Origin of the sequence: Paenibacillus sp. FSL R7-0204 (genome assembly GCF_038002225.1) — a bacterium.
GTDB lineage: Bacteria > Bacillota > Bacilli > Paenibacillales > Paenibacillaceae > Paenibacillus_AQ.
Genome location: NZ_JBBOCA010000001.1, coordinates 1194113 through 1208851 on the forward strand (window position 1 = coordinate 1194113; position 14739 = coordinate 1208851).

Annotated in this window: 10 protein-coding genes; 9 read left to right on the forward strand and 1 reads right to left on the reverse strand. The window is 56.0% G+C overall.

Annotated features, from left to right (window positions below; translation table 11 throughout):
- Window position 1: 1 nt before the first annotated feature.
- The 3 genes from MKX42_RS05385 to MKX42_RS05395 all read left to right on the forward strand — a co-directional run bounded on the left by MKX42_RS05385 (window position 2) and on the right by MKX42_RS05395 (window position 6035).
- On the forward strand, window positions 2-3175 hold the full coding sequence (locus tag MKX42_RS05385) for an alpha-mannosidase (protein WP_340751614.1): 3174 nt from the start codon (window positions 2-4) through the stop codon (window positions 3173-3175).
- A 73-nt stretch (window positions 3176-3248) separates the two neighbouring features.
- On the forward strand, window positions 3249-4265 hold the full coding sequence (locus tag MKX42_RS05390; protein WP_340751615.1) for a glycoside hydrolase family 130 protein: 1017 nt from the start codon (window positions 3249-3251) through the stop codon (window positions 4263-4265).
- A 363-nt stretch (window positions 4266-4628) separates the two neighbouring features.
- Window positions 4629-6035 carry a transposase gene (locus tag MKX42_RS05395; RefSeq protein ID WP_340751616.1) on the forward strand — a complete coding sequence of 469 codons (1407 nt, stop codon included), beginning with the start codon at window positions 4629-4631 and terminating at the stop codon, window positions 6033-6035.
- 209 nt (window positions 6036-6244) lie between these two features.
- On the opposite strand, the gene MKX42_RS05400 is transcribed toward MKX42_RS05395, so the two are convergent.
- Window positions 6245-8581 carry a helix-turn-helix domain-containing protein gene (locus MKX42_RS05400; RefSeq protein ID WP_340751617.1) on the reverse strand — a complete coding sequence of 779 codons (2337 nt, stop codon included), beginning with the start codon at window positions 8579-8581 and terminating at the stop codon, window positions 6245-6247.
- A gap of 271 nt (window positions 8582-8852) precedes the next feature.
- Here MKX42_RS05400 and MKX42_RS05405 point away from each other — a divergent pair, with 271 nt between their 5' ends.
- From MKX42_RS05405 to MKX42_RS05430, 6 genes are all read left to right on the forward strand, one after another.
- Complete coding sequence (locus MKX42_RS05405; protein WP_340751618.1) at window positions 8853-9953, forward strand: amidohydrolase/deacetylase family metallohydrolase; 1101 nt, start codon at window positions 8853-8855, stop codon at window positions 9951-9953.
- The gene (locus tag MKX42_RS05410; RefSeq protein ID WP_340751619.1) at window positions 9931-11037 is read left to right on the forward strand and encodes a DgaE family pyridoxal phosphate-dependent ammonia lyase; all 1107 of its coding nucleotides are present in this window, start codon (window positions 9931-9933) and stop codon (window positions 11035-11037) included. The genes MKX42_RS05405 and MKX42_RS05410 overlap by 23 nt, the downstream gene beginning before the upstream one ends.
- Entirely contained in the window at window positions 11037-11792 is a 756-nt protein-coding gene (dagF, locus tag MKX42_RS05415; RefSeq protein WP_340751620.1) for a 2-dehydro-3-deoxy-phosphogluconate aldolase, read from the forward strand. The genes MKX42_RS05410 and dagF overlap by 1 nt, the downstream gene beginning before the upstream one ends.
- Window positions 11785-12798 carry a sugar kinase gene (locus tag MKX42_RS05420; protein WP_340751621.1) on the forward strand — a complete coding sequence of 338 codons (1014 nt, stop codon included), beginning with the start codon at window positions 11785-11787 and terminating at the stop codon, window positions 12796-12798. Before dagF ends, MKX42_RS05420 begins: the two co-directional genes overlap by 8 nt.
- The gene (locus MKX42_RS05425) at window positions 12785-13531 is read left to right on the forward strand and encodes a GntR family transcriptional regulator (RefSeq protein WP_340751622.1); all 747 of its coding nucleotides are present in this window, start codon (window positions 12785-12787) and stop codon (window positions 13529-13531) included. Before MKX42_RS05420 ends, MKX42_RS05425 begins: the two co-directional genes overlap by 14 nt.
- Before the next feature lie 180 nt (window positions 13532-13711).
- Window positions 13712-14710 carry an alpha/beta hydrolase gene (locus MKX42_RS05430; RefSeq protein ID WP_340751623.1) on the forward strand — a complete coding sequence of 333 codons (999 nt, stop codon included), beginning with the start codon at window positions 13712-13714 and terminating at the stop codon, window positions 14708-14710.
- Window positions 14711-14739: the final 29 nt, after the last annotated feature.

Genomic DNA, 14739 nt, shown 5'->3' on the forward strand with positions numbered 1-14739 from the left:
CATGAAGCGTATGGAGCGGTTCACCGGATGGCTGGCCAAGCGGCAGTGGACTGAGAAGATAGAGCTTGCGGAATGGAGGATGCGTAAGTCCCGTTACCTCACTCCGGGCTGCTATGAGCATGAGGAGGAAGTGCATCAGGAATACAATATTTCTCTGCTGGACGGCGGGTATGGAACCACCTATTTCCTTCAGCGGGAGATCACGGTTCCGGGAGACTGGGGACCGGAAGAGGCGGCGCTGCTCTATCTGGGACGCGGGGAAGGCCTGCTGAAGCTGGACGGAGCGCCGTATCATGGCCTGGACAGCAATCACTGGTTCATTCCGCTGCCGTCCGGCGCTGCGGGCGGGCGCCTGGACCTGGAGATTGAGCTGTATGATCCTGTGCCGGAACCGGAGGACCCGCTGAACCGGCAGGCGGTGATTAAGCCCCCGCTGACGGGCATTGAAATTAAGCTTGTGCGCGTCAATCGCCCGGTATACAGCCTGCTGTATACGGTGCGAATCGTACACGAAGCAGCCCTCCTGCTGACGGAGGGTGATATGCGCCGCATCCGCAGCTTTAAGGCGCTGGAGCGGGTAATGGACGCGCTCTATATGAAGGAGGAGCTGCTGCTGGACGGCGGAGCTGTACCTGCGGCGGAACAGCAGCTACGGGCTGCTGCTTCGGCGGAACGGCCGGCAGGGCTGGACCCGGGGACGATGCATATGGTCGGCCAGTCCCATATTGATGTGGCCTGGCTGTGGCCGGTCCGGGAGACGGTGCGCAAGGTCAGCCGGACCTTCTCCACCGTCTGCACCCTGATGGATAAGTACCCCGACTTCCGGTACTCCCAGAGCCAGCCGCAGCTCTATGCCTTCGCCAAGGAGCATTATCCGCAGCTCTATGCGCGGATCAAGGAGCGGATTGCCGAAGGCCGGTGGGAGCTGGTCGGCGGCATGTGGGTAGAGCCGGATCTGAACATTCCCGGCGGGGAGTCGCTGGTCAGGCAGATGCTGTACGGGCAGGACTTCTATATGAAGGAATTCGGCAAGCATTCCACGATTGAATGGCTGCCGGATACCTTCGGCTATTGCGCCTCCCTGCCGCAGCTGCTGAAGCAGGCGGGCATCGGTTATTTCATGACCACCAAGCTGGGCTGGAATGATACCAATCCCTTCCCGCATACCTTATTCCATTGGGTAGGAATTGACGGGACGAAGATTGTGGCCTATCAGAACCATGGGGTCAATGAGCATACCCACCCGAAGGATGTGCAGGAGCACTGGCAGGCCTACGCCCAGAAGGAAGAGCATGATGAGCTTATGCTGCTCTATGGCCACGGAGACGGAGGCGGCGGAGTCACTCATGAGATGCTGGAATATGTGGCCCGTACTGATCTCGCGCCGGGTCAGCCGGTCAGCGGATTCTCTACGGCCGAAGCCTTCTTCTCGGAGATCGGTGCGCGTCAGCCGGAGCTTCCGGCGTGGCACGGCGATCTCTATCTGGAGCTGCACCGGGGCACCTTCACGACCCATGCCTTCAATAAACGCAGCAACCGCAAGGCGGAGGTCTTATACCGGCAGGCGGAGATCTGGAGTGTGCTGGCGGAGAAGAACGGTGCTCTGGAGCTGGAGCAGCCGGATCAGCCGGATGTGCAGCGTCTGCTGCCCGCCGGGGAGCTGGCCGAGGGCTGGAAGCTGCTGCTGCTCAACCAGTTCCATGACATCATTCCGGGGACTTCCATCCCGGAGGTGTATACAACCTCGCGGGAGGAATACGCCGAGATCTTCCGTCTGGGCGGGCAGGTGCTGGACCGCTCCCTGCATGCTCTGGCGGCTGAAGTGAATACATCGGGTGAGGGCCGTCCCTATGTGGTCTTCAACAGCCTGGGCTGGGAGCGGACGGAGCTGCTCCGGCTGGAGGGCGGTCCTGAGCTGGCTGAGGTGCAGGTATTCGATGAGGACGGCCTGCTTGTGAGCGAATGCTGGAACACGGAGGCTGGCGGGAACAGCTACATGCTGGCTGTACAGGTCCGTAAGGTTCCGGCCTTCGGCTGCCGGACGATCTGGCTGCGGGAAGCTGCGGAGCCAGCCGGAGTAGGGCCTGAGCCGCAGGATGAATCCGCCGCCGGAGACGAGTTCCCGGAGCAATGGGAGACGGACCATTATATCCTGACATTCAATGAAGACGGCGAGATCAGCCGCTGGTATGACACAAGCGCGGGCCGTGAGCTGCTCCAGCCCGGCCAACCCGGCAACCAGCTCCAGTTCTATCATGACACCCCGACGCTATGGGATGCCTGGGATATAGACCCGCGTTATGAGCAGCAGCCTGCGGGCAAGGCGAAGCTGCTGGACCGCAGGGTGGTCAGCAGCGGCCCCGTGCAGACCGTGCTGAAGTTCCGCTGGCAGCTCGGTGAATCACAGATTGAGCAGGAGATTGTACTGCCCCGGAACAGCCGGAGAGTGGACTTCCGCACCAGCGTAAGCTGGAGGGAGCAGCATAAGCTGCTGAAGGTTGCTTTTCCGGTGGATATTGTGGCAACGAAGGCTACGTATGAGATCCCGTTCGGCGCGCTGGAGCGCCCGACCCACCGCAACACCAGCTGGGAGCAGGCACAATTCGAGGTCTGCGGACACCGCTGGGCCGATCTGTCAGAGGGCGGCTATGGCGTCAGCCTGCTGAATGACTGCAAATACGGCTATGACATCCATGACGGGGTGCTGCGGCTCTCGCTGCTGCGCTCTCCGCGCTGGCCGGACCGTAATGCCGACCAGGGGGAGCATGAATTCACGTATTCGCTCTATCCGCACAGCGGAGAATGGCGGCAGGCCGATGTGGTACGGGAAGCGGCGGAGCTGAATGAGCCGCTGCTGGCGGTCAGCGAAGCCGCACATTCCGGCTGTTATCCAAGCACCCATGCCTGGCTGGCCTTCCAGAGCAGCCACGTCATGCTCGACACAATCAAGCAGGCAGAGGACGGCAGTGGAACGATTGTACGTCTGTATGAAGCGGCGGGCAGCAGAGAGTCGGCCACACTGGACTGGAAGGACGAGGACGTCCGCGCCTGCCGGGTCAATCTGCTGGAGAGCGAGACCGGCTCAGTGGATACCACCGGCGGCGTGATCCCGCTGTCCTTCCGGCCTTATGAGGTCCAGACGTTTAAGTTATATAAGAAGCACGAAAGAAATTAACGAAAGCAAAGAAGCGGAGGGGAAATTTGGAGCTTCTTATATACCACGAACATCATTCGCAGGAGGAATAGACATGCAAATTACAAGACATCCCAATAATCCGATTGTCGTCCCGGGCGGCTATGAGTGGCGCAAGGTGACCGTGTTCAATCCTGCGGTTATCATCGATAACGGCAAGTTCTATATGATCGAGCGCACCGCCGGTTCCCTGACCCCATGCAAGAACTATCTGGGCTTGCTGGAAAGCGAGGACGGTGTGAACTTCACCCATGTGAAGGATGAGCCGATTGTTACACCGGATATGCTGGGCTTCCCGTACGGTAGTGTGCAGGACCCGCGCATTGTGAAGATCGACGGAACCTTCTACCTCAACTACGCTCTGCGCCCTTGCGCCATGAGCTATTATCCTACCGGGGCCGGCGTTCCTGAGCGCTCCATTCCCGAATACCCGGACGGCTGGGGGGAAGAGGAGGGCCACTGGCTGACCCGTTCCTCGATTCTGAAGTCAACCAATCTGCTGGACTGGGAGTTCGTGGCGGACACCACGCCGCTCCACATCAACGACCGGGACAACATCCTGTTCCCTGAGAAAATAAACGGCAAATTCGTGCTGCTGCGCCGCCCCGAAGAATACGTGGGTGAGGCTTATGGAACGGAGAAAGCCGCCATGTGGATTACCTATTCCGAGGATCTCGTGCATTGGGAAGAGCCCAAGCTGCTCGCCACCGCCGGGAACCTGTCCTGGGAATCGAGGAAGATCGGCGGCTCTACGCCTCCAATCCGTACAGACAAGGGCTGGCTGGTGCTCTATCACGGCGTCGATGAAGAGATCGTCTACCGCGTGGGGGCGATGCTGCTGGATCTGGAGCAGCCGGAGAAGATCATTGCCCGGACCCATAACTTCATTATGGAGCCGGAGACGTATTACGAGAAATTCGGCTTCCAGATTCCGAATGTCATCTTCCCGACCGGCAATGTGGTCAAGGACGGCCTGCTCTATATCTACTACGGCGTAACCGACACAGCGATCGCGCTCGCCACGGTGCCGCTGGATGAGCTGGTAGAGCATATTTTGCAGGAAGCGGAGTAGCCGGGAGGCAGCCCGTATGGTGGAATGTGGCGGGGGCTTCGGTGATGGACTATTGCGCTATTGTACTTAGTGCAACAGACTGAGGTTAAATTCACTTGAAAAAAGAACCTAATGTATTTTATACATTAGATTCTCAGGTTTCAGGCACTTTCACTTCATTTCAGTGATATCTATTGTACAGAGGAGACAATTTCATAATTCAAAACCCTTGCTATACCTGGCTTTTTTGAGCACAGAAAAAGGAGTACCTCCCCACATTCTCGAAGTGATAGGCGACGAAACCAACACCCGAGAAGAAAAGAGGTAATCCCTATCTATTCTATTCGACAAGAAGAACTGTTTTCCTTTGAGGAATTGCTCCAGATGGGTCCAGAAGATAAATACAGCCAAATCTTTGAACACTTACATTTAGCTCCAGTTCTGTCCGCACTGGGGAAAAAGAACCATCGCGGACGGCCTGAGCAATTAAACGTACCTGCCATGATCTACTCGCTGCTGATTGCCAAAATGGAGAACATTGAGTTTATTTCTGCCTTGGTCCGGCGACTGAATCATAGCCACGAATTTCGAGTCCAGTGCCGGTTTACGGGCTCGGACAACATTCCAAGCCAGGCTTCCTATTCCCGTTTGATTCATGCGCTGGAGCAAACGGGAATGCTGGAACAACTTCAGGATCGCCTAGTCACATCTGCCCTAGAAGAAGGTTTTGTGAGCGGCACCCATCTTGCTGTGGATTCCTCCATGGTCGAGGCGTGGGATTGCCAATTTAGCGAATCGGCTTCCAAGCGTCGTGCGGCTCGTCGGGAGCAAAAGAAAGGCGAAGCTCCGGTGGCCGAGCAACTTCAGCTCGAACCTCCCGAGCCTGAGCCGAAGGCGGTGAACGAGCCGCTGAAGAAACCCAAGTACAGCAAGCCAGGTCGTCCATCCCAGGCCGAAAAGGAACGTCGGCGCGAGGAAATGGAAGCCTATGAACAAAGTCTCGGACCGTTCCAGAAAACCATTGAAGCGATGTTGCCTTACACGTACAATGAACTGCTGACCGCGTTGCCCCGGCATGCTGCGCGTTGTGACAAGAAAAATACGAAGGGGCGAATGACCAGCTATTACGGGTTCAAGGCGAATCTGCTGGTCGACACGGACAGCCAGTATATCCTCAGTGGCCTCTTTAGTTCGGCCAATCCGAATGACCAGCGGATGGCGGTCGTCCTTCTCAAAGGCCTGCTCCTGAAGTTTCCGGGGCTAAAGGTCAAGCATATCTTGGGCGACAAAGGCTACGACTGCGCGGCGATCTACCAGTTGATTCATTCGCTCGGCGCCTATCCTGCGATTTCCCTGATTCACCACAAAGACCCGCCTGCAGGAATGAATCTGGAGTACACGCCGGTGTGCGCTCAAGGACATGCGTACCGTTACGACAGTTTTGATGCCAAGTATGAGACCCTGAAGTACACCCGGCCTAGCGAATGCAAAGGCTGTGCGCTCTCCGGTACCGATTGCCAAAAAGTGTTTAAAATTCGCATACAAACGGATTTGCGTTTACACACCTATCCCGCAAGAGGTAGCGAAAGTTTTACCACGCTGTACAACAAGCGTACGGCGGTGGAGCGTGTGTTTGCCTATCTCAAAGAGTATTTCGGCATGAAACGAACGCGTCACCGCGGTGTCCGGGCAAGTGTTGATTTCCAGCTCAGTACATTAGCGTACAATTTGAGTAAATTTGCGTTAGACAAGTTGAACCAGCAGGTGAAAAACTCCCAGCAAGTCGCCTGATTTTTTAAAAACATGACCTTAGACTTTGGCCCAGTCTTGCTTTTCAGTAAACTGAATTATGAAATTGTCTCCAGAGTACAGTAGAAGGGATTATTTGATCGTTTTGCACGGATTCTATTGTACGTAGTACAATTACTCCAATTTTAGCAGTTATCGCCCATTAGCGATTAGAGGTTTCAACTCAAACTGTAGGCGGAGGCTCCGCCCAATCAAACCGGTCTTTTCGCAGCGGTCCCCTTCAAGGCATGTTCCTTGCGGTATTGCCCTGGCGTCAGGCCGGTTTCTTTTTTGAACTTGCGGATGAAATTGGGCGCATCCAGGTAACCGACCTGCTCGATGATCTCCTTGAGCGGTGCGCTGGTGTTCTCCAGCAGCCGGATGACCTCGTCCACACGCCGCTGCCAGATATATTGCGAGAAATTGCTTCCGGTCTTCTCCTTGAAGCTCCGGCTTAAATAAGAGGTCGAGATGGCGAACTTCAGCGCTACATGCTCCAGGCTGAGGGTGTAGTCGGCGAACTGCTGGTCCACATAGGCCAGAATGTCATCCATTAGGGAAGACTCGCTGGTCTCTGTATTCCGCTCGACCTGGGCGCATATGGCGGAAGCCAGCGAGAGCAGCCGGCTCTCCAGCTCCTCCAGCGTCTCGAAGGAGGTCAGCTCCGGCATATTGGTGAACACCTCGTCCATACCCAGCTCCGAGGCGGTGCGCAGAAAAGCGTTCAGCAGATCGAAGCAGATACACCGCAGCAGATGAACCTGCAGCGGCTCGTCCTTGATTGTGTCAATGGTATCGGCAATCATCTGGGCCGCTACCGATTCGTTGCCCTGCTTCAGACTCTGCTCCAGCTTCAGCATGGATTTGCGCGGAATCCAGAAGCTCTCGGCAGCGGAGGGGTTCAGCTCCGCAAGCTGTTCGAAATAGGTGACCTGACCGCTGCGGCGGATCATCCGGTGCTCCAGCGCGGCAGCGGCTTCAATGAACGACTGGTTCACCCGGGCGAGATCGCGGTAGGCCATGCCGACACCGATACTCAGCGCAAGCTGCGAGTGTTCACGGATCACATCCTGAATCCCTTCAATCACCTGCTCCATCCGGCTCTGAACGGGCAGTTCCCCCTCACCTGGCAGGGAGATGATCAGGGCGAACTGGTCCTTGACCGAGAATTCGATCCCGAAGATCTGCGCATCCGGGCCCGGCAGGCAGATATTGCTGAGCATCTCCTGCAGCAGATGGCGTTCCTGCCAGGACTTGCCGCCCGGCGCTGCATCATCCCAGGACAGGATGGCTGAGAAGTAGAGGCCTTGTCCCTGCGGATGCCTGAAGCCTGCGCTCAGAATCATCTGCTCAATCTCGGGATCATCCGGCTGGCCGTGCTTGAGCAGCAGCAGCATACACTGGTTGCGGACAAAAGGCTCCTGGAGGTCAATCCGGGCACTGTAGTCATGAAGCGTCTGCCGGATGGACTCCCATTCATCGCGCAGCTTAGGGGCTTCATTACTACTGCCTCTCGGCTTGGCGAACTCCATCAGATCGCGGATCGGGTGGTATTGCCGCTTGGCCAGCAGCAGCGCGGCCGCTATGCCGGTAACGACCGTAATACAAAAGACAATCAGAATTAGCGTCTGGACATGGGCGACCCGGCTGAAGAACTGGAAACTGGGCATCGTGGTGACGTAGGTCCAGCCATTCTCCTCGGACTTCACGGACACCACGGAGTACTGTTCCCCGTCCAGCTCCAGATTGTGAATCCCCGGCTTTAGAGCGGATAGGGTCTGCAGCTCGTTTTGGGGAAAGCTGACGCCATGGCTGTTCGCGGTCAGCACCTCGCCGGAAGGGCCGAAGATATAGCTGCTGCCCGAGAAATCGCTCAGAACCGAGTCCATGACGCCGGTAAGATTGGATTCCTTCATCAGATAGACGACTGTTCCGTAAGGGAACGGGTCATTCGGCTTCACCGGGACGAGCATGGCGAGCATCGGCTCCATCCGGGAATTGACGGTCACATTCTCGGCCGGACGCACCAGCGGCTGACGGGCCTCGTTCAAGTCGCGCCGCAGTTTCTCCGGGGTCCAGCGCTCGAACTGATAGAGGGTATCGAAGGTGACATGAAGATCAGCCAGCCCACGGTAAGAATAGATATTGGAATCGCCGTGGAAGTAGAGGAACAGATCCTCCGCGATGCTGCTGCTGGCCTTGTAATTCGCCAGTGCCTGAATCGCCTCCAGACTGTAATAAGGATGCCGGACCATATAAGGAGTCAGATGCTTGTCATAGGCGATTCTTCCGGCGATCTCCTGAAGCTCATTCATCCGGCCGTCGATGGTGCTTTTCACTTGATTAAGCTGATTAACATTGGATTGTTCAATTTCGACCCGCAGGCCCTTGACGGCGTTTTCATAGACGAAGATGGTAACGCCGGTGAGCGGGATCAGGAACATGAGGATATAGGAAAAAGCGTATTTCAGCAGCAGCCTTGACTTGAAATGATTCCAGGTCAGCCGGAACCGGTTCAGCAAGGATGGCTGGGGTGCGGGATTGGCCATGCAGCAGTACCTCCAGTGTTAAGATATTCGGACTAGAAAACTAGGATGAAACCTCTTGAACTAGAAATTGCAGTTCTCTTCTGGATTACACTTGTGCTACTATGAACATTATAACATTATAATCTTTGGAGTGAAGCAGCTTTATATTTTTCTAACAGGACGGCACGGCCGTTACTACTTGTTAAATATAAGGATGTATGGAGTTCATGTCATTAATCATTTTTTGTAATTCCCCTGTAAATCTGTAATTGAGAAAAAGGAGATGGGACGAGTGGGCACAGAAAACGTGCTGCGCAATTTGCGGCTGGTGGACGGCCGGACGGTGGATATCTCCATTCAGGGTGGGATCATTACCGCGATTACCCCGCCGGCCCAGGCGGAAGGCAGGACCCTACTGGACTGCTCCGGATTATATGGCTCCAGCGGATGGATTGATCTGCATGTACATGCTGTGCCGGAGTTTGACCCCTACGGCGATGAGATCGACGAGATCGGGGTGAAGCAGGGAGTGACGACAATGGTGGATGCGGGAAGCTGCGGGGCAGACCGGATCGGAGCTTTTTATAGTGCCAGTCTTCTGGCCGATACACGGGTGTTCGCGCTGCTCAACATCTCAAGAATCGGCCTTGCGCGGACCGATGAGCTCTCGCAGCTGGAGTGGATTGACCGGGCCAGAGCGGTGGAAGCGGCGGCAGCCTACCCGGAATTCATCGTCGGCCTGAAGGCACGCATCAGCCAAAGTGTCGTCAAGGACAGAGGCATTGAGCCGCTTAAGCTGGCACGCGCGCTGTCGGAAGAATTGAAGCTTCCGCTTATGGTGCACATCGGCTCAGCCCCGCCTGCCGTCTCCGAAGTGCTGGAGCTGCTGCGGGCGGGCGATGTCATTACCCACTACCTGAACGGCAAAGCCAATAATCTGTTCCGGGCGGACGGCACTCCGCTGCCGGGGCTGCTGGCTGCTGTAGCCCGGGGCGTCCGGCTGGATGTAGGACACGGCACCGCAAGCTTCTCCTTCCGGGTGGCGGAGCAGGCGAAGGCGGCTGGTATCGGGCTGAATACGATCAGCACAGACATCTACCGGGGCAACCGGCTGAACGGTCCGGTGTACAGCATGGCGGATGTACTGACCAAGTTCCTCTATCTCGGCTATAGCCTGGAAGAGGTAATCCGTGCCGTCACCAGCAGCGCCGCAGCGTGGCTCGGCAAGCCGGAGCTTGGGCAGATCCGGGTAGGGGAGCAGGCGAATCTGACTTTATTCTCCCTGGAAGACGGTGAGAAACAGCTTATGGACTCAGAGGGTGAGGTCCGGACCGCGCACCACTATATTGAAGCAAAAGGAGTCTTTATCAATGGATCACTCATTACAAGCTAAATATGGATTGAAGCGTGTGATTAATGCCAGCGGAAGAATGAGCATTCTCGGCGTATCCGCGCCCACCGATTCGGTGATGGAGGCAATGAAGCAGGGCGGACAGCAGTATGTGGAGATTGCCGATCTGGTGGACAAATCGGGAGAGTACATCGCCCGCCTGCTCGGTTCGGAGGGGGCTGCTGTCGTGAACTCGGCCTCCAGCGGCATTGCGCTGTCGGTCGCAGCCATTGTGACCGCCGGAGATCCGCGCCTTAGTCTGCGCCTGCACCAGGAGCCGGTGCTGAAGAATGAGATTATCATGCTGAAGGGTCATAATGTACAGTATGGAGCGCCGGTGGAGACGATGGTCTTCCTCGGCGGCGGCCGGGTAGTTGAAGTGGGATATGCCAACGAAGGCCGCGCAGAGCATATCGAACAGGCCATCGGGGAACGTACCGCAGCGATCCTCTATGTGAAATCCCACCACGCCGTCCAGAAGAATATGATCTCGGTGGAGGAGGTCTGGGAGGTGGCACAGCGCAGGGGCGTGCCGATGATTGTCGATGCGGCTGCGGAGGAGGATCTGCGGAAGTACGTCCAGTATTCGGATCTGGCTATCTATAGCGGCTCGAAGGCTGTGGAAGGTCCAACTTCGGGCATTGTAGCGGGCGGGAAGAAATATATTGAGTGGCTCAAGGTACAACTGCACGGAATTGGCCGCAGCATGAAGGTCGGCAAAGAGACCACCTTCGGACTGCTCCAGGCGTTGGATGAATACCAGGACAAGCCGGACAACAGCCAGCAGGAGAAGCAGGCACTGGAGGCGCTTCAGCCGCTGGCCGGTCTTCCCGGAGTGTCGGTCCGCACCGTGCAGGATGAAGCGGGCCGGGCGATTTACCGGGGACGCATCCAGATTGATGCCGCTGCTGCGGGAATGGATGCAAGGGAGGTCAATGACCGCCTGCGGGAAGGCGGGATTGCCGTGTATACCCGGGACTATGGGGTGAAGCAGGGGTATTTCGATATTGATCCAAGGCCGCTCCAAGGAGATGATCTCCAGGTTATCGTCAGCAGAATTCAAGAGATTATAGGGGGCAGATCATAATGAGCAAGATTCAGGAGCGTTTCTATAAGAACAGAGCGGCATTGAATGTGCTGGCCGGCAGTATCGCGAACGCCAAGGACATCTACGAGGCTGCCGAAGGGCATGTACTGATAGGCGTATTATCCAAAAATTACGCCAATGCCCGCGAAGCGTCCGCCGCTATGACGGAGTACGGACAGATGATCCAGGATGCCGTATCCATCGGGCTTGGCGCCGGGGACAACCGCCAGGCGGCGGCGGTCGCAGAGATTGCTTCAAGCTATGCGGGCAGCCATATCAATCAGGTATTTCCGGCTGTAGGCGCGACCCGTGCCAATCTGGGAGCGAAGGATAGCTGGATTAACAGCCTGGTCTCTCCCTGCGGACAGACCGGCTATGTCAATATATCCACCGGACCGGTCAGCTCGGGGAATGCTTCGCAGGCCATCGTTCCAGTTCATGCTGCCATTGCTCTGGTCCGGGACATGGGCGGCAATGCGCTCAAATATTATCCGATGAAGGGGCTGGAGCTGGAAGAAGAGTATCGTGCGGTAGCCAAGGCCTGCGGAGAAGCCGGATTTGCCCTTGAGCCTACGGGCGGCATCGATCTGGATAACTTCGCACCTATTCTGGAGATTGCCCTTCAGGCAGGCGTGCCTCAGGTCATCCCGCATGTCTATTCCTCCATCATTGATCCCCAGACCGGGAACACGAACATCCAGGATGTCCGTACACTGCTCGGCACGATGAAATCGCTGGTGGACCGCTATGCCTAGAATCGCGGCCTTCGGCGAAGTGATGATGCGGCTGCAGGTTCCGGGGGTGGAGACGCTGGCCCAGAGCAGCAGGCTGGAGTACTCTTTTTCGGGCAGCGGGGTAAATGTAACGGCGGCGCTGGCCAGATACGGCCATAACGGAGCATTAATCACGACCTTGCCGGAGACGCCGGTAGGGGAAGCAGCGATTGCTTACTTGCGCAAGCTTGGGGTAGATACCTCACTGATCCGCCGGGGCGGCAAGCACCTCGGAATGTACTTCCTGGAGAACGGGTTCGGTGCCCGCCCCGGAAGAGTTACGTATACCGACCGGCTGGGCAGCAGCTTCAATACCGCTGAGGCCACTCAATATGATATGGCGGCGCTAGCTTCCCGGGTGGATGTGCTTCATCTATGCGGCATTACGCTGGCAATGAATGACGGGGTACGCGGGCAGATGAAGCAGCTTGCGGCGGAGGTGAAGCGTGCGGGGGGCAGGGTGGTATTCGACTGCAACTACCGTCCGGCGTTATGGGGCGAGGAGGGGTATGCCAAAGCCCGTCCGCATTACGAGGAGCTGCTTACGCTTGCCGATCTGGTGCTGATGAACGAGAAGGATGCACTGTACATTCTTGGCACCGCAGCGGCAGATTATGATAGAATAACACAGTTGAAGCAAGCGGTTCCCGCCGTGGCGGAGCGCTTCGGAATCGCAGCGGCAGCGGGCACACACCGTGAGATTAATGCGGACAATACGCATTCCCTGACAGGCTACATTTACCGTCAAGGTACATTCGCGTTCTCCCGTAAGCTGACCTTCCCGGTGTATGACCGGATTGGTGCCGGAGATGCTTTTGCCAGTGCCATTATTCATGGTGAATTGCAGGATTATCCGCAGCAGCAGACGGTGGATATGGCAGCGGCTGCAGCGATGCTGGCCCATACCATCCCGGGCGATACAGCGTTGTTCACCGAGAGTGAGGTGCTCCGGGCGCTGTCAGACTTTACCCTAGATGTTGAAAGGTAGTGAACGTAAGGTGTCACTGAAACGCAAGCAAGGCCCCTTATACCAGCAGATCCAGAAGATCCTCAAAGACCGGATTCTGCACGGGGTATACCCGCTCGGCAGCATTATCCCCTCCGAGCCTCAGCTCGAGAAGGAGTTCGGGGTCAGCAAAATGACGGTTCGCGGCGCGGTCCAGGAGCTAGCCCAGGAAGGCTATGTGCAGAAGAAAAGCGGCGTCGGAACCATTGTCATGCGCAATACCGCCTACCAGAAGCTCTCCAAGGGCAAGCGGTTCACGGAGCTGCTGGTCGAAGCGGGCCATAAGCTGGAAAAGAAACTGCTCGCATCCCAGCGTCTCGCGAATGAAGCAGGAACAGAGGAATACAGCCGCTTCGGGCCGTATTGCCAGCGGATCGAACGTCTGTATATTCTGGATGGCCAGCCCTATATACATCTGGTGCATTTCCTGACGGCAGCAGCTCTGCCCGGCGGGGGAGCGGCAGAGATGGGGGCAGACATCCAGTCCCTGTATGACTCGCTGGAGGAGAATGACATTGTGCTGGAGAACTTCAGGGACCGGTTTTTTGTGGAGTCGGCACCACCCGAGGTATGCGAGCTGCTGAACCTCCCGCCCGGCACGTATGTACTCAAGCGCCTGCGCAACTCCTATGACGGGGAAGGCAGGCTGATCGAACACAGCATCGGCAGCTATAATACGGAGCTTCATCATTATCTGGTCAGCTACGATACTTGAGATTCTTCATATGCTACGGTTGCACACAAGCTCGCTTGTGGGTAGCCGTGGCATTTTTAGTACATATTCGGTTCATATTCAGTTCATATTGTCGTCATAGAGAGGACATCTCCGTCCGGTAAGCTTGTATTAACGGAATTGAAGCAAGCTTACTACCAGCTAAGACAGGAGAAGATGAACATGAGACCATCGGCGGATAAGACAGCGGGAAAGCAATCGGGCTTCAAGAGAGTGCGTAAGATTCTGCTTAAAGTATTGGGAGCGATCCTAGTCGCTATCGTGCTTTTTGTGGGGATTGTGTATATCACGAATGTAATCAGCAGCAATGCGGAGGCCAAAAGGATAGAGCCTTACGGCCAGCATGTATCCGTAGACGGCAAGAATATGAATGTGTTCATTCAGGGCGATGGCCCGGACACGGTCGTGCTGCTTCCCGGCTTCGGAACAGCTTCACCGGCGCTTGATTTCAAGCTGCTCATCGATGAGCTGTCTCCACATTACAAGGTTGTAGTGGTTGAGCCCTTCGGCTACGGCTTAAGCGACGCAACGAAGAAAGAACGAACCTCAGAGAATATCGTAAGTGAAATCCATGAAGCGTTACAGCAGCTCAATATTGACCGTTATATCCTTATGGGCCATTCCATTTCAGGAATTTACAGTCTGGATTATGTGAACAAATATACTGATGAAGTCAGCGCATTTGTCGGACTGGACAACAGTGTACCCTCGCTGAGCGAGAAAAAGATTGAGTCTTCAGAGACAACCATGGTTAAATGGTTCCGTGACTTGGGCTTTGCCCGGCTGCAATTGAAGCTGAGTGCTGACCCTTATGAGGGACTGGCATATGATGAACATACCAAAGAACAATTGAACCTGCTGATACAGAAAAATATGTACAACACGACGCTGTTAAATGAGGCGGAGAGCATGTACTCCAGCTTTAAAGGGGCTGAACAGCGAGGGGTAACGTTCCCTCCTAATCTTCCTGTCCTTCTTTTTGTTCAAGCAGAGCATCCGGCCACCGATCAATGGATTCCTGAGCATGAGAAGCTGATCAAGAATTCCGTACATGCAGACATGGAGCTGCTGGATGCCAACCATTATTTGTACCGTTCCCATCCGAAAGAAATTGCTGAGAAATTTATGAGCTTCATGAGGGGGATAGAGCAGCAGCCCTGAGGCTTTGCAGGGGATTTGTTAAACTTAAT

Coding starts and splice junctions, on each gene's coding strand:
- MKX42_RS05385 (WP_340751614.1), top strand. CDS start 2: ATGAAGCGTATGGAGCGGTTCACCGGATGGCTGGCCAAGCGGCAGTGG.
- MKX42_RS05390 (WP_340751615.1), top strand. CDS start 3,249: ATGCAAATTACAAGACATCCCAATAATCCGATTGTCGTCCCGGGCGGC.
- MKX42_RS05395 (WP_340751616.1), top strand. CDS start 4,629: ATGGGTCCAGAAGATAAATACAGCCAAATCTTTGAACACTTACATTTA.
- MKX42_RS05400 (WP_340751617.1), bottom strand. CDS start 8,581: ATGGCCAATCCCGCACCCCAGCCATCCTTGCTGAACCGGTTCCGGCTG.
- MKX42_RS05410 (WP_340751619.1), top strand. CDS start 9,931: ATGGATCACTCATTACAAGCTAAATATGGATTGAAGCGTGTGATTAAT.
- dagF (WP_340751620.1), top strand. CDS start 11,037: ATGAGCAAGATTCAGGAGCGTTTCTATAAGAACAGAGCGGCATTGAAT.
- MKX42_RS05420 (WP_340751621.1), top strand. CDS start 11,785: ATGCCTAGAATCGCGGCCTTCGGCGAAGTGATGATGCGGCTGCAGGTT.
- MKX42_RS05425 (WP_340751622.1), top strand. CDS start 12,785: ATGTTGAAAGGTAGTGAACGTAAGGTGTCACTGAAACGCAAGCAAGGC.
- MKX42_RS05430 (WP_340751623.1), top strand. CDS start 13,712: ATGAGACCATCGGCGGATAAGACAGCGGGAAAGCAATCGGGCTTCAAG.